Annotated in this window: 13 protein-coding genes and 1 pseudogene; 5 read left to right on the top strand and 9 right to left on the bottom strand. The window is 63.0% G+C overall.

Features of this window, described 5'->3' with window-relative positions:
• The 3 genes and pseudogenes from ACESY8_RS18305 to ACESY8_RS18295 all read right to left on the bottom strand — a co-directional run.
• A pseudogene (locus ACESY8_RS18305) lies at window positions 1–222 on the bottom strand (L-serine ammonia-lyase, iron-sulfur-dependent, subunit alpha); the annotation flags it as partial.
• Between the two features lies 1 nt (window position 223).
• The gene (sdaAB, locus tag ACESY8_RS18300; RefSeq protein ID WP_021633155.1) at window positions 224–892 is read right to left on the bottom strand and encodes an L-serine ammonia-lyase, iron-sulfur-dependent subunit beta; all 669 of its coding nucleotides are present in this window, start codon (window positions 890–892) and stop codon (window positions 224–226) included.
• A gap of 318 nt (window positions 893–1210) precedes the next feature.
• A complete protein-coding gene (locus ACESY8_RS18295) occupies window positions 1211–2524 on the bottom strand; it encodes a chloride channel protein (protein WP_054339509.1) in 1314 nt (437 codons plus the stop codon).
• A 154-nt stretch (window positions 2525–2678) separates the two neighbouring features.
• On the opposite strand from ACESY8_RS18295, the gene ACESY8_RS18290 reads away from it, so the two are divergent.
• On the top strand, window positions 2679–4022 hold the full coding sequence (locus ACESY8_RS18290; protein ID WP_039998050.1) for a hemolysin family protein: 1344 nt from the start codon (window positions 2679–2681) through the stop codon (window positions 4020–4022).
• A gap of 70 nt (window positions 4023–4092) precedes the next feature.
• Here ACESY8_RS18290 and ACESY8_RS18285 read toward each other — a convergent pair whose 3' ends face one another.
• The 4 genes from ACESY8_RS18285 to thyA all read right to left on the bottom strand — a co-directional run bounded on the left by ACESY8_RS18285 (window position 4093) and on the right by thyA (window position 10101).
• On the bottom strand, window positions 4093–8049 hold the full coding sequence (locus ACESY8_RS18285) for an S-layer homology domain-containing protein (protein WP_434307796.1): 3957 nt from the start codon (window positions 8047–8049) through the stop codon (window positions 4093–4095).
• A gap of 155 nt (window positions 8050–8204) precedes the next feature.
• A complete protein-coding gene (locus ACESY8_RS18280) occupies window positions 8205–8774 on the bottom strand; it encodes an NUDIX hydrolase (RefSeq protein ID WP_044941160.1) in 570 nt (189 codons plus the stop codon).
• The gene (locus tag ACESY8_RS18275) at window positions 8761–9258 is read right to left on the bottom strand and encodes a dihydrofolate reductase (RefSeq protein ID WP_009258318.1); all 498 of its coding nucleotides are present in this window, start codon (window positions 9256–9258) and stop codon (window positions 8761–8763) included. The genes ACESY8_RS18280 and ACESY8_RS18275 overlap by 14 nt, the downstream gene beginning before the upstream one ends.
• Window positions 9259–9270: 12 nt before the next feature.
• Window positions 9271–10101 (bottom strand): thymidylate synthase, encoded by an 831-nt coding sequence (gene thyA, locus ACESY8_RS18270; protein WP_009258317.1) that lies wholly within the window; start codon window positions 10099–10101, stop codon window positions 9271–9273.
• Between the two features lie 151 nt (window positions 10102–10252).
• On the opposite strand from thyA, the gene ACESY8_RS18265 reads away from it, so the two are divergent.
• Window positions 10253–10804 (top strand): FUSC family protein, encoded by a 552-nt coding sequence (locus ACESY8_RS18265; RefSeq protein WP_195495482.1) that lies wholly within the window; start codon window positions 10253–10255, stop codon window positions 10802–10804.
• 12 nt (window positions 10805–10816) lie between these two features.
• On the opposite strand, the gene ACESY8_RS18260 is transcribed toward ACESY8_RS18265, so the two are convergent.
• Both ACESY8_RS18260 and mtaB read right to left on the bottom strand, forming a co-directional pair.
• Window positions 10817–12226, bottom strand: coding sequence for a S41 family peptidase (locus tag ACESY8_RS18260; protein ID WP_054339103.1), 1410 nt, complete (start codon window positions 12224–12226; stop codon window positions 10817–10819).
• Window positions 12223–13515, bottom strand: coding sequence for a tRNA (N(6)-L-threonylcarbamoyladenosine(37)-C(2))-methylthiotransferase MtaB (gene mtaB / locus ACESY8_RS18255; protein ID WP_054339102.1), 1293 nt, complete (start codon window positions 13513–13515; stop codon window positions 12223–12225). Before mtaB ends, ACESY8_RS18260 begins: the two co-directional genes overlap by 4 nt.
• Window positions 13516–13682: 167 nt before the next feature.
• On the opposite strand from mtaB, the gene ACESY8_RS18250 reads away from it, so the two are divergent.
• The 3 genes from ACESY8_RS18250 to ACESY8_RS18240 all read left to right on the top strand — a co-directional run bounded on the left by ACESY8_RS18250 (window position 13683) and on the right by ACESY8_RS18240 (window position 14928).
• Window positions 13683–13928, top strand: a complete 246-nt coding sequence (locus tag ACESY8_RS18250; RefSeq protein ID WP_007495804.1) for an HPr family phosphocarrier protein — start codon at window positions 13683–13685, stop codon at window positions 13926–13928.
• A gap of 102 nt (window positions 13929–14030) precedes the next feature.
• Entirely contained in the window at window positions 14031–14615 is a 585-nt protein-coding gene (gene yfbR / locus ACESY8_RS18245) for a 5'-deoxynucleotidase (protein WP_054339101.1), read from the top strand.
• Between the two features lie 43 nt (window positions 14616–14658).
• The gene (locus tag ACESY8_RS18240; protein WP_007495800.1) at window positions 14659–14928 is read left to right on the top strand and encodes an ACT domain-containing protein; all 270 of its coding nucleotides are present in this window, start codon (window positions 14659–14661) and stop codon (window positions 14926–14928) included.
• Window positions 14929–15210 lie beyond the last annotated feature (282 nt).

Genomic DNA, 15210 nt, shown 5'->3' with positions numbered 1-15210 from the left:
CTCCAGCCGGGCCCCCGCGCCGCCGGTGAGGCCGCTGCGGGATCGGGCGGCGGGGTCATACTCCGCCACTGGGGCCTTCATGGCCGTCCAGAGGGCGGCCATCTGCCCCCAGGAGCGTGCCTCGTCCACCCCCCGCTCCCGGAGGTCGTCCTCCAGCACCGCCCGCCACAGGGGGACCTGCCCGGCCGCCTGGAGCAGCCCCTCCACCGATGAAAACGCCATGTCAGTCCTCCCCCTCCATGTTCAGATAGGTGACCCGCTCGATGCCCGGGCAGGCCCGCAGCTCCTCCACCGCCGCCGCCCAGATGGGCTGGTCGCTCTCAATGACCATCACCGCCAGGCCGCCCCGCATATCCCGGTAGAGCTGCATGGTGGCGATATTCACCTGCCGCTTGGACAGCACGCCGGTGACCTCCGCCACCATGCCGGGCCGGTCCTGGTTGCGGATGATGAGGGTGGGCAGCTCGCCGGTGAAGCGGGCCTCCAGCCCGTCGATGGCGCACACCTGCACCCGGCCGCCCCCCAGGGAGGAGGCCGTCACCTCCAGCCGCTTCCCAGCCGCGTCCTCCACCCGGAGCAGCACGGTGTTGGGGTGGGCCCCCCGCAGGGCCGTCCGCCCCAGGGTCAGCTCCATCCCCGCCGCCTCCGCCAGCTCGAAGGAGCGGGGGAGCCGGGCGTCGTCCGGCCGCATCCCCAGCAGGCCGGCCACCAGCGCCCGGTCGGTGCCGTGGCCCGTGCCGGTGGCGGCGAAGGAGCCGTGGAGCAGCAGCTCTGCCCGCCGGGGCGTGCTCCCCAGCAGCCTGCGGGTCAGAAACCCGATCCTTGCCGCCCCCGCCGTGTGGGATGACGACGGCCCCACCATAATGGGCCCCATGATATCAAAGATGTTCATAGTTGCTCAAGGTTCCTTTCCTACTTCCATGCTGTTGTTGGGCCGTCGTCGGGCGGGGCGCATCCTGTCGAAGATGTTCATTCTATGTGGATTTCCTTGCTCTGTCAAGGGGAAACGGCGCGTCAGGGATGCCGCGCCCTACGGCTCACCGGTTCGGCCTGCCAGATAATCAAGCGGGCTCTCCAGCTCATCCGCGATGGCGGGCAAGTCATGAGCGTCCGGAAAAAGGCCCTGGATCGGGAGGTCTGCTTCTATTATGCCCTGGCCCTGGGAATTGACTTGGGCCGCCTGTCTGCAAAAGGCTGACGCTCCTGCCCCCTACTCATCGTCATTGGCCTTCTTGTCGATGTACTCCGGCCGGAGCTTGCTGTAGACGATCTTCTGCTCGCTGTAGAGGCCGTAATAGCCGGAGAGCATGTAGGACACGGCGATGCACACGGCGAACAGTCCCAGGCTCTGGCCGGTGAACATGCCCAGACTGTCCCCGGCGAAGAGCTCCAGGGAGAGCAGCAGGGAGGTCATGGGGCAGTTGGTGACGCCGCAGAAGACGCACACCATGCCCAGCCCCGCTCCAAAGGAGGGGTGCAGCCCCAGCAGGGGGGCGGCGGTGCAGCCGAAGGTGGCCCCGGTAAAGAACACCGGGACGATCTCGCCCCCCTTGAAGCCCGCCCCCAGGGTAATGGTGGTAAAGAGCATCTTCAGCAGGAACGCCTCGGGCCGGGCCTCCCCTCCGATGGCGGCGTGGATCACCGCCGTGCCCGCCCCGTTGTAGTCGTAGGTACCCGGGTTCCACAGCCACACCAGGAAGGTCAGCGCGATGACCAGCGCCCCGCCCGCAGCGGCCCGCGCCACGGGGTTGGGGAGGTACTTGTCGTACAGCCGGGGGGCGGCGTGCATCATCCGGCAGAACAGGATGGAAAGCAGGGCGAAGAGGCCCCCCATGCCGATGCACTGGAGAAGGGTGACGGGGGTAAGGTTGGGCACCCCCTGGAGGGAGAAGGCGGTGGGCGGCACGCCGCAGAGCTGGGCCACCCACAGGCCGATAATGGCGGAGAGGACGCAGGGCACGATGGCGGCGTAGTAGAGCACGCCCACACTGGTCACCTCCATGGCGAACATGGCGGCGGTCAGCGGAGTGCCGAAGATGGCGGAGAAGGCGGCGGACATGCCGCACATGGTGATGATACGGCTGTCCTTGTCGTCCAGGTGCATCCACCGTCCGATCTTGGAGGAGAGGGAGCCGCCGATCTGGAGGATGGCCCCCTCCCGGCCGGAGGAGCCGCCCAGCAGGTGGGTGAGCACCGTGGCGGCGAAGATGAGGGGCGCCGTGCGCAGGCGCAGGGGCTGGTTCTCCCGCACAGCCACCAGGACGAAGTTGGTGCCCCGGTCCTTCTCCATGCCGCAAATCCGGTAGAGCAGAACAATGGCCACGCCCCCCAGGGGCAGGAGCCACAGAAGCCACGGGTTGGCCTCCCGCAGGGCTGTGACGGCGTTCAGCGCGTAATAAAAGGCAGTGCTGACCCCGCCGGCCGTCAGGCCGATCACCCCGGCAAACAGCACCCATTTCAGGAAGGTGCACGGCTGCTCCAGCAAGCGCCGCAGCCGCCCCTCCGTCCGTTCCTTGGTTTCCATCCCGGTTTCCCCCTCTCACGCGTACAGGTTATTATAACATGCGCCGCAACTTTTTTCCGCATGCTTATGGATTTTTTTCATAAATATGATATACTAAGTTCTGTAACGCATGGAACACATGCAATCTGTCGTTTCAGAAAGAGGAGGAATCATCTTGCAGCCCCCTTTATGGCCTCAGCTTCTACTCCAGGTCATACTCATCGCAATCAACGCATACTTTGCCGCCACGGAAATCGCGGTCATCTCCCTCAATGAGGCGGTGATCCGCCACCAGGCCGAGGAGGGCGACAAAAAGGCCGCCCGTCTCCTGCACATCGTGGAGCAGCCCACCGGGTTTCTCTCCACCATTCAGATCGGCATCACCCTGGCGGGCTTTCTGGGCTCCGCCTTCGCCGCCGACAACCTGGCCGGCCGCCTGTCCCAGTGGTTCGCCGCCCAGTATGCCCTGACCGCCGCCGCCGAGGCCGCGGTGCACACCCTGTCCGTTATCCTGATCACCATTATCCTCTCCTTCTTCACGCTGGTCTTCGGCGAGCTGGTACCCAAGCGGGTGGCCATGAAGAAGAGCGAGCAGGTGGCCCGCTTCACCTGCGGGGTGGTGGCCTTCCTGGCCGCCGTCATGCGGCCGCTCATCTGGCTGCTGACCGTCTCCACAAATGCCGTGCTGCGTCTGGTACATATCGACCCCAACGAGGAGGACGATGAGGTATCGGAGGAGGGCATCCGCATGATGGTGGACATCGGTGAGGAGAAGGGCGCCATCCAGGCCGGTGAGAAGGAGATGATCGAGAACATCTTCGAATTTGACAACATGACCGCCGGGGACGTGATGATCCACCGCACCGACATGGTGATGCTGTGGGTGGACGACACGGCGGAGGAGATCGCGCAGACCATCGAGTCCTCCGGCCTGTCCCGTTTCCCGGTGTATGAGGAGGACGCCGACGACATCATCGGCATCCTGAACACCCGCGACTGGCTGCTCAACGCCCGCAAAGCCTCCCCCCGCCCGGTGCGGGAGCTGCTGCGCCCGGCCTATTTCGTGCCCGAGTCGGTGCGCACCGATAAGCTCTTCCGCGACATGCAGAGCCGGAAGATCCACCTGTCCATTGTGGTGGACGAGTACGGCGGCACCGCCGGCCTCGTGACTATGGAGGATCTGCTGGAGGAGATTGTGGGCAACATCTACGACGAGTTCGATCCCCAGGAGGATCAGGAGATCATCGCCCTGGGCGACAACCGCTGGCGCATTGCCGGCTCGGCGGAGCTGGACGATGTGGCGGAGGCCCTGGACATGGAATTTCCCGAGGACGAGGAGTCCGAGACTCTGGGCGGCCTGGTCTTTGCCCAGCTCAACGTGATCCCGGAGGACGGAAGCCACCCCGAGGTGGAGCTGTACGGCCTGCACATCCGGGTGGAGGAGCTGACCGACCGCCGGGTAGAGTGGGCCACCGTCACCAAGCTGGCCCCCTCTGAATCGGAGGAGGACGCCGAATAAGCGAAGCAATAAAATCCCCCCGGAATCCCAATGGGATTCCGGGGGGATTTTGCTTTTTGACCGGCTGTGTTCAGCCCACGTGCTCGCCGAAGTTCATCAGCATCTGGGCCACCTCGGCGCGAGTCGCGGTGCCCTGGGGATCCAGGACGCCGTTCCCCTTGCCGGAGAGCACCTGCGCATTGACCGCCCAGCTCATGGCCGTCTGCGCCCAGTCGGAGATGCTGGCGGAGTCGCTGAACTCCCGCACGGCCATCCCGCCCTGGGTGGTGTCATAGCCCTTCGCCTGCGCGTAGCGGTACAGAATCGCCGCGAGCTGCTCCCGGGTCACGCTGTCCTCCGGTCCAAACGCGCCGGTGTCGTACCCCTTCACGATGCCGCGGGCCGCCGCCCAGTTCACCGCGTCGGCGTACCATGCGCCCGCCGCCACGTCGGGGAAGCCCGCCGCGCCGGGTGCCTCCGGCCGCTCCTCCAGGTTGTAGAGTACCTGGGCGATCATGCTCCGGGTCAGGTTCATGGTGGGGGCGAAGGTGGTGTCCGTGGTCCCCTCCATCATCCCCTTGTCGTACACATACGCCACGGCGTCATAGAACCAGTCGCCGCTCGTTACATCGGTGAAGGGCAGGCCCTCCGGCTCCACCGCCGTGAACACGGCCTCCACCGTGACCTTGGAGGCAGGCATTTTGAAGGTGTACTTGCCGTCGCCCTTGTCGGTGAGCTTGACGGAATCGCCGTTCTTGTCGGTGACGGTCAACTTGTCCAGCTCATACCCCTCGTCGGGCTTCACGGTGACAGTCACCGTGCTCCCCTTGGAGGCGCGGGTGGGGCTCACCTTCACGCTGCCGTTGTCCGTGTCCTCCACGCTCACCGTGTACCGGGTCGAGCCAGAGGAGGAGCTGCTGCCGTTGTAGTCCCACTCCGCAGTCAGGATAACATCCTTCGTCACTTTGTAGGGGCTGCTCACCCGGCTGCTGCCGTCATACCAGCCCTCAAAGGTGTAGCCGGAGCGGCTGGGAGTGGGCAGGGTGAGCTCGGTCCCCTCAGTGACCGTGTAGACGCTGTCCTTTGTATCCCCGTCGGCATAGTCCAGGGTAACGGTGTACTTCTTCTCGCCAGACGTGGCGTTTACCTCAGTAATGGTGTCGCCCGGCTGGGCGGCGGCCTGGGCGGCCTCCAGGCTGGGATAGTAGCTGTAGGGAGCCTCGGGGTTGGAGGCGCTCTCCAACTGGGCCTTGACGCTGTCAGCCAAATAGTCCTCGTTGACGGGCTTGGCAAAGTGACCGCTGGTAACCTCGATGCCGCTCTTTGCAGCCTCTGCGGCCCCGCTGGCCGCCTCAATGGCACCGAAGGTGCCGTTGCCCTGAATGGTCAGCTTGTGTGTGTCCGCGTCGGTGCTGTCATACACGATCTTGCCGTTGATGGTGCCGGTGTAGCTCTCATCAAAGGTGACATTGGTAGAAGGATAGCTACTATACTTACAGACATCAAACGCAATGGCTTCGTCGCTGGTGGTCACGATATCCGTATCTCCCTTGAAGATGATGCTGCCATTGTTGAAGCTCAGCGCGTAGTCCTCGCCGTCCGCCTGATGCTCGGCGAAGAAGTGCATATCCTCCAGGGTCAGGTTTGCATAGTTCTGAATGATGCGCTTGATGGAGGTCGTGCCCTCGGCAATACGGACGGTGCCGTTTTTGAGGGTGATGGTGGAATCCTTCAGGAACTGGAATCCATTGCTCTCCGTTCCGGCAGAGCCCGCTCCCGGGTCCTTCAGGGTATAGGTGTGGCCGCCAAAATCAATGGTAAAGTTCTTACCAGAGGGCACGGCAATGCCGGCCGCCTCTGGGATGTCCTTCAGGACGTAGATGGTGTCCCCGGCTTTGGCCGCTGTGATCGCCGCACCCAAGGTCTCATAGGTCTTGCCGCCCACCATCACCGCCGCATTTTCGGCAGTATTCGTGGTCAGAGTTCCATCCACAGTGCTGTTGACAATGACGATCGTTTCTGCGGTGGTGCCCTCGGGCACGCTGCCGATGGTGCTGTTGACCACGCTCATGGTGCCGTCGGCGCTGTTGGACACCTGGCCGTCCACGGTAGCGCCGTTGGTGATGGCCACATCCGCCTTGCCGCTGTTGGTCACGTTTCCGGTAACCTTGGCCTTCTGGGTAATGGTCAGCCGGGCGCCCTCGCTGCTGTCCGTGAGGACAATGGAGCCGTTCAGCGTGCCGCCGGTGATCTCAATATCGCCGCTGTGGGTTCCACCGCCCATTGTGGTGATTACCGTCTTTTCCCCGGCGTTGAAGGTACCGCCGTTGATGGTCAGCTTGCCCTGATCCATGGTGCCGTCGATATAGCCGTTCAGAATGACGCCGTTGGAGGCGCCCGCCGCATCGAAGGTACCGCCGTTGACAGTGGCCACATTCCAGTTCAGGAACGCTGCCTGGGACATGCTGGTAAAGGTGCCGTCATTGATGACCAGCTCGCCATAGTCGTCGTTCTTGATCGTGTTCAGGCCGCCGGAGAAGGTGCCTCCGTTGATGGTCAGCACGGAGTTTTCCTTGCCCGTATTCTGACTTCCGTTATACCAGCCGTTCTCAATCATGCTGGAGAACTGGCCGTTCTGCGTGACGGAAACTCCACTATTGATCTCCATGGTGCCGTGGTTGACGATGTTGTAATAGGAATTCCCGCCGCTGGCTTCGGCATTCTGTCCGTTCTCTTTACTGCGGGTATACGCGCCTCCGTTGAGCACCACATTGCCGCCGGGCTCATTCTGGATTGCCGCTCTGGCGTGGGTCACGTTGTCCACCGTGCCGTCGCCGGTGATGGTCAGAGTGCCCTTGTTGGTAATCGTGTGGTTCTCGTGGTTGGCCAAGGTCTTTCCGTTCAGATTGAGGGTCAGCTCCGCTCCCTCGGGGATTACGATATCCTCCGCCGTATCCTGGAGCAGAGTAACCGTCTCGCCCTTCCCGGCGTTGTCGACCGCCTTCTGGAGGCTGGCGTAGTACCTACCGCCCACCTCGGCCACACCATTTGTTTCATCCAGTTCGTTTACGGTAAACGTACCGTCTGGGCCTTCGGTTACCACTGTTCCCTCTGCGGTATAGGCAGAAAACGCTTCCTTTGTCAGGCCAGTGTCTGCAAAGGTGCCGCCAGTGATCTCCACATGAACCTCTTCTTTATCGGCAATGTCAATCTTCCCGGTGAAGTCGCCGCCATAGATATTGATATTCGCCGTTGCAGCCGGATAGCTATTTAAGTCCAGATCAGCCTTTACTACCGCTTTCTCTTCTCCTGTCTTAAATGTGCCATCGTATACGTTGATTGTCCCGCCGGAACTAAAAATGTAAAGCCCATAGTTCTCACTGGTAAAGCTGCCGCCGTACACATTGACCGTGCCAGTTCCACCGCTGGCCGCCAGGTTGACGCTATTATGGTCATAATACCCGGTCTGTGTAAAGGTACTATCGTATATATTCACTGTACCGCCGGCTGCCTCTACACCTCCTCCTGTCTGGGAGGTAGAGCAAACCTTCTTTAAATCAATAGTACCGCCTGCAAATGCTTTGACGCTACAGCCATAGGCAGTGCTATTTTCAAGCCGCATATCACTCAGTTCCAGGGCAGCATCTTTAGCACCTACGGTACAATAGGTTCCACTATTTGTCTTAATTGTACCATTGGTGATCTTTAAAGTGCCTTTGCCCGCCTCGGTTCCTATCGCTCTCAGGGCAATATTCTTGTTATCACCTGTAATTGTATGGCCGTTCAAATCCAGGGTAACGGTGCCGCTGTTTTTATAGTCGGCATCCTCCTGCCCCGTAACCGTCACGTCCTGTTCCAGCCTCAGGGTCTCGCCATCCTGCGCGTCCGCAAACATTTCTGCCAGTGTCTTTTCCACCGTCGTCGGCTGTGCCGCTTCCTCCAGCGTGTCCGCTGCCGGAGCCCCCTCTGCAAAAGCAGCCGCAGGAAGCAGGCTCAGCAGCATACATGTAGACAGAATTGCCGCCAATCCTTTTTTTGCCCGTTTCATGTTGTTCCTCCTTTTTTAAATTGCGCCCCGGCTCCACTGCTGTCAGTTGTTATTGTCTTTTGCTTGCAAAAGACAGAAGTGTGCCGGCACACTTGGCATCCTTACTATATCACATTGTCCCAATATTTTCAAGAGGGCACGTCCACGCAATCCACTTATGCGTTCCGCAGCAGCTCCCTCGCCCGGGCCAACAGCTTGGCGTACACGCCGTCCATCTGCCACTCGTTGGTGTACTCCAGCAGGCGCTCCGCCGGAAGCCAGCCCACCCGGCTGTTCTCCCCCTCCCGGATCTGGAGGGCGTCGCTCTCGTCGGCCACCAGCAGATAGGATACATTGAGATGCTGATGGGAGGGCACCCACTTCCCGCGCTTCACGTGGCCCCATACGGGCAGAATGTCCAGGGAGGCGATGGCGGGGCTGAGGGGGCGGATATGCTCCACCCCCGTCTCCTCCCGGGCCTCCCGCAGGGCCACGGAGAGCAGGTCGCCCTCCCCATCCGCATGGCCGCCCGTCCAGGCCCACACCCTGTAAATATTGTGGTGGGCCATGAGCACCCGGGTGCCGTCGGCATTGACCACAAAGCCGGAGCTGGACAGGTGGGCGATCTCGTTGTCCCGGGTGAGAATGTTGTCCGGAAACAGGCGGATGTACTCCAGAATCAGCCGCTGATCCGCCGCCTCCTGCTCATTTTGGGGCGTATAGGCCCGAATTTCATCCACATACATGGGGCTTCCTCCTCCGGTAGGTCACATAGCGGAAGGGGATGCCCGCGTGCTCCTGGGGCTCCCCTTCCTCGGCCATCTCCCAGTCCGGGCCGGCGCCCAGATCGGGGAAAAAGGCGTCCGCCCCCTCCCACGCCTGGCCGATTTTGGTGATGTAGGCCGTGTCGCACCAGTCCAGCAGGGCCGCGTAGACGCTCTCCCCCCCGATGACGAAGGAATCCGCCGGGGCGGCCGCCCGCAGGGCCTCCAGCGACCGGAACACCTCGGCCCCCTCGGGGGCGAAGGCGGGGTCGCGGGACAGGATCAGGTTCCGCCGGTTTTTCAGGGGCCGCCCGCCGGGGAAGGTGGCCAGGGTCTTGCGGCCCAGGATCACCGGGTGGCCGGTGGTGAGGGCCTGAAAGCGCTTCAAATCGGCCGGGATGTAGCAGAGCTGATCCCCGCCCCTGCCGATGGCCCAGTTCAAGTCCACCGCCGCGATCAAATTCATCGGGCTCCCTCCTTATACCGCCACGGGGATGGGCTGCTCCAGCGGGTGGAAGCGGTAGCCCTCCAGGCGGACGCTGTCCTTCGTGAAGGTGTAGAAGTCGGTAACCGCCGGGTCCAGCCACAGCCTCGGGGCCTCGTAGGGCGTCCGGGCGATGAGCTCCTCCACCACCGGCACATGGCGGTCATAGATGTGGGCGTCGGCGATGACGTGCACCAGCTCCCCCGCCTCCAGCCCCGACGCCCGGGCCAGGAAGTGCACCAGCATGGCGTACTGCATCACGTTCCAGCCGTTGGCGGTGAGCATGTCCTGGCTGCGCTGGTTGAGCACGGCGTTGAGGGTGCGCCCCGACACGTTGAAGGTGACCGACCAGGCGCAGGGGTAGAGGGCCATCTCGCTCAGATCGTGGTGGTTGTAGAGACTGGTGAGAATCCGCCGGGAGGCCGGGTTGTGCTTGAGATCGTAGAGCACCCGGTCCACCTGGTCAAACTCCCCCTCGGGGTAGCGGTGCTTGACTCCCAACTGGTAGCCGTAGGCCTTGCCGATGGAGCCGCTCTCGTCCGCCCAGGCGTCCCAGATGTGGCTGGACAGGTCGTGGATGTTGTTGGACTTCTTCTGCCAGATCCACAAAAGCTCGTCCACCGCGCTCTTGAAGGCCATTTTGCGGATGGTCTGCACCGGGAATTCCGCCCGCAGATCGTAGCGGTTGACGATACCGAATTTCTTCACCGTGTGGGCGGGGGCGCCGTCAGCCCACCGGGGGCGCACCTCCTGCTCCGTGTCCCACACCCCGTGGGCCAGAATCTCCTTGCAATTTTCAATGAACAGCTCGTCCGCGCGGCTCATATCGTTCCTCCTCCGGTTGGTTTTCCCCAGCATACCACATTCCGCGCCGGAACGCAAACCCGCCGGTTTCTAACGCCGGTCTGGAAAATCCCCCTGTTTTATGGTATTCTTTATGGAAAAAGGGGGAATCCCCCCGACGGGAGTGTATACCATGAAGGAGACCCCGGCCCGGCCGCTGCCCCATATCGGCCTGCGCAACCTCAAAACCGCCCTCTCCGCCTCGCTCTGCGCCCTGATTTACTTTTTCCTGAACCGCAATCCGGCCTTTGCCTGTATCGGCGCCATCTTCGGAATGGGAGCGGATATGGACCACTCCAAGCTCCACGGCGGAAACCGCCTGTTCGGCACCGTTATCGGCGGTTTCCTCGGCATCGGGCTCTACCGGATTTACCTGGTCTTCTATCCCGACGGGGGACGCCACCTGTTGCTGGTGCCCCTGCTCTTCGGCGGTATCGTCGTCCTGATTCTGCTGGCCCAGATCTTCTGGGTCGGCGCCGTACAGCCCGGCGGGGTGGTGCTCTGCCTGCTGCTGTTCTCCATCGGCCCGGACGACTACATCGCTTACTCTCTCAACCGCATGCTGGACACCGGCGTGGGGGTGGCCATGTCCCTGCTCATCAACGGTCTGCTCCCCCGGGAGCGGCTGGACGCCTGGCAGGAAAAGCTCGGCGCCCTGCGGAACCGGAGCGAGGCGGGCCGCTGAGGGCAGCGGCCCCTACGACACCGGCTCCTTCAGGCCATAGTACCCGCACAGCCGGGCCACCGCCACCGGGGCCTCGACGGGGTTGACCCACAGGTCGGGGAGATAGCCCACCCCGTCCCGGTTCTCGTCCGTCTCTATCAAACACAGACCGGTACCGAAGTAGAGCTCTACCCCCGTGTTGGGCAGATAGAAGTGCATGTTATTGGGAACCAGGGCGCAGCCGCCGCTTGGGATTCCCACCACCAGCGTGTTCTCCACCGAGTGCAGATGCTCCACCACAGTCTCCCCGGAGGAGGCGGTACCGCCGTCCGTCAATAAAAAGGTGTAGCCCTCCCGCTCCACCCAGCGGCCTGGATCAGAGTAGACATCCCATGTGCCCATCCACTCCTCCGGATAGCTCAGCATCGGATTCTGGCGGCGCAGCTGGCTGAACCTCTGGCCGCCGGCCTGGCGGGGCTCTGCATACTGCCCTGTCCACCCCTTGAACCACTCCATAAACCACCGGTCGCTGCCACCGGGGTTCCCCCGCACGTCGAAGACCAGCAGGGGCGCGTCGGCGTACTCCCCGCCACAGGAGGCGAACCGCTCCAGCTGGGCCTCTCCCTCCGGCGTACTGGCGGACATGTGCCGGGACTCCAGCATGGGGATCCCCTGACACTGGCCCTCGTAAAAAACCTCACGGGAATAGGAATAGGAGGACGCCGGCTCACACAGTGCCCAGTTCAATTCGTGATCCCCCAGGGTGTCCGGCAAATCGCTCCCGTCCTTGCTCATGGCGAAAAAGCCATAGGTGATGGCCCCGTCCGGGCCGATGGTGGGCTTTATGTAGTCTTCGCTCAGTCCGGCGGGGGTGTCGATATACACGCCGGGCACATAGTAGGTGTTGAGTTCATAGGGCTCAATCAGGTGTCGGCGGCCAACAGCAAAGTGCCCGTCCCGCACCACCGGGGACAGCACGGTATACAGGGCCTCCGCCACCACGTCCGCCAGCGGGAGACCGGGGTCAGCCTCCTCCAGCCGGGCCAGGGCATCCTCCCGCAGGCCGTCAAAGACCTGGTCGCCACCGAAGTACTCGTATGCCCCGTAGGTGGTGCGCAGGAGGGTGAAGGCGGTCTCCACGTCCTCCCGGGCCTGCTCCATGGTCAGGTTCTCCTCCGGGCCATGGGGCGTCAGCAAAAGTTCCATCTCCCCATCTGTGAAGGTGGTGTTCTGGTCGGCAAAGGCCGGCGTCCAGGCGGAGACATCCAGGGGTTCCCCGTCCTCGATGACGGCCCGGCGCTTCTCGTTGACCGCGTCCAGAAAGGTGTGGAAGTCCACCGCCGCGGCCGGGGTGGGTGTGGGCTCGGGTGTGGGTTCCGGCGCGGGGGCGCACCCCGCCAGCAGGGCGAGGCTCAGGGCCAGGGGGAACAGCCTCCGGTTCATTCCAGCACGCTTCCTTTCAGTCCGTCCCGATGAATTCCCGTTATTTTTACCTCTTTTATGACATTATGTAGTCCCTCGCCCGGGGCAAAGACCTCCGTATAATTGGGGGCGTGGCCACGCCAGAGGCCCTCCTTCTCCTCCTCGAAGAGCACGGTCAGGGTCTCCCCCACCCAGCGCTCCAGCCAGGCCGCCCGCAGCTCCTCCGCCACCGCCGCCGCCCGGCGGGCCCGCGCCTCCTTTTCCGCCTTGGGCACCTGGCCGGGCAGGGCGGCCGCCGGGGTGCCGGTACGGCGGGAGTAGGGGAAGATGTGCATGGCGGAGAAGGCGCACCGGCGTACAAAGTCCAGGGTCTGGTCGAACTCCTCCTCCGTCTCGCCGGGGAAGCCCACAATGAGATCGGTGGTGATACCGGGTCGATCAAAGTGTTCCCGGAGTAATGTTACGCTCTCATAATACCAGGCGGAATCATATTTCCGGTTCATCCGCTTCAACGTGGCGTCGCAGCCGCTCTGCATGGAGAGGTGGAAATGGGGGCACAGGTTGGGCAGGGCGGCGGCCCGGCGGCAGAAGTCCTCCGTGACGGTGCGGGGTTCCAGGGAGCCCAGCCGCACCCGGCACTCCGGCGCGGCGGCGCACACCGCCTCCACAAGGTCGATCAGGCCCTGCCCATTTTTGAGATCGTGTCCCCAGGAGGAGATTTCGATGCCGGTGAGCACCAGCTCCCGGTAGCCCGCCCCGGCAAGGCGCTTTGCCTCACAGGCGGCCTCCTCCAAGGGAAGGGAGCGGATCGGCCCCCGGGCGTAGGGAATGATACAGTAGGTGCAGAAGTTGACGCAGCCATCCTCCACCTTGAGCATGGCCCGGGTGCGCCCTTCCAGGCCGCCGGCGGGCAGATGCTCATACTGGCGGCGGCGCAGGGCGTCGTCCACCCTTACCACCGGGTGTCCGCCGTCGGGGCTGAGGGCCTCCAGCGCGTCCAGAAAGCCCATGCGGTCGGCCGTGCCCATGACCAGATCCACCCCCAGGGCCTCCACCGCCTCCGGATCGGTCTGGGCGTAGCAGCCGCACACCGCCACCACCGCGTGGGGGGAGCGCTTGCGGGCCTGCCGGATCATCTGGCGGGATTTCTTGTCGCTCACCGCCGTGACGGTGCAGGTGTTGATCACATAGGCGTCCGCCGCCCCGTCAAAGGGCACCAGGGCGTGGCCCCGGCCGGTGAGCTCCGCCTCCATCGCCTGCGTCTCGTATTGGTTGACCTTGCAGCCCAAGGTGTAGATAGCAACTCGCATGTCTTTTCCTCGCATATGACCGCGGCTCTTTGTGAAAAAAACAGAATTTCCGGTTTACCGCGGCTTTCCCATTGAATTTTTTCCCCGTTCCTGTCTATAATGGGGATACCCTAATTATAAAGCAAAGCCCCACCGTTTGTATACAGTCATTTAGGAGGTGCCCTTTCATGTCTGAGTTCTTCGTGTCGCTGTCCTCCATCGAGGATGTACGCCAGTTTGTCAACGCGGCCACCTGCTGCCCCTGCGAGGTGGACGTGCTCTCCGGCCGATACGTCATCGACGCCAAATCCATCATGGGCCTGTTCTCCTTGGATCTCTCCCACCCGGTGAAGGTGGAGGTCCACGGCTCCGACGCCGACCGCTCCGCCTTTGAGCAGAGTGTCGCCGCCTTTGAGGTCAAGCAGACCCAGTAATATAAGATAAGGAGGGCGGCCCAGGGCCGCCCTCCTTTTTCGACGGTTTACAAACCGGCCGCTTCTGTGGTAGAATAGTTTGCTTTCGCAGGAGGGATGACCATGTCAGACCAGTACCCGTTCTTCGCCTACCTCTCCCGGATGCGGTACATCAACCGCTGGGGGCTGATGCGCAACACCTTTCAGGAGAACATTCAGGAGCACTCCCACATGGTGGCGGTGCTGGCCCACGCCCTGGCCGTGATCCGGCGGGACGTGTTCGGCGGCGACGCCGACCCCGGTCTGGCCGCCGCAGCGGCCCTTTACCACGACGCGCCGGAGATCCTCACCGGCGACCTGCCCACCCCCATCAAGTACTACAACCCCGACATCCGGGACGCCTACAGGGAAGTGGAGCAGTTCTCCGCCAACAAGCTGCTGCATATGCTGCCGGAGGCCCTCCGCCCCTCCTTTGACCCCCTGCTGCGGGAGGACTACGACCCCGGGCTCAGAACACTGGTCAAGGCCGCCGACAAGCTCTCGGCCCACATCAAATGCGTGGAGGAGCTCAAGGCGGGCAACGCCGAATTCAAGCAGGCCGCGGAGCAGACGCTGGAGGCCCTGCGGGGCTATGATCTGCCCGAGCTGGACTACTTTCTGGAGCACTTCCTGCCCGCCTTCGGGCTGACGCTGGATGAGCTGCAGTGAGAGTCCCCCATATCCGTAAAAACCGCAAAGGAGCTGTTCTATTATGAGAGCAATCGTCACCGTTCTCGGCAAGGACCGGGTGGGTATCATGTCCCTGGTCTGCGCCCTGCTGGCCCAGCACAATGTCAACATTCTGGACATCAGCCAGACCATCCTCCAGGGGGACTTCACCATGGTTATGCTGGTGGACGCCGGCGCCTGCGACATCCCCTTCGCCGAGCTGGCCGCCCTGCTGGAACGGGAGGGTGAGGCCCGCAGCCTGGACATCCGCGCCCAGCGGGAGGATATTTTCAACGCCATGCACCGGATCTGAGGAAGCGTGGAGGGTAGGCGCATAGAGGAGCTAAGAGGACATGAAGACGAAACCGCAGCGTGAGCAAACGTGCCGGTGGCACGTTTGTAGCGGAGGCCGCAGCGGCTATGCCGCGAGGAGGAACCCCGGATGAACGCTGCCCGTCGCGGAGGGCGCGCAGCGTGACAGGAAGCGCGGAGGCGTGGGTCGCAGCCGCACAGCGAGTCCCGCAGACGAAAAAGCAGTTGCGCCGCAGGCGCAAGGTGTTTTTCGCGGAGGGGTAAGCAGTGTGGCGTCGCGCAG

Origin of the sequence: Clostridium sp. ATCC BAA-442 (genome assembly GCF_964239415.1) — a bacterium.
Lineage (GTDB): Bacteria > Bacillota > Clostridia > Oscillospirales > Oscillospiraceae > Flavonifractor > Flavonifractor plautii.
The sequence above is the reverse complement of the archived record's forward strand: the minus strand, read 5'-3'. Positions and strand labels throughout refer to the sequence as shown.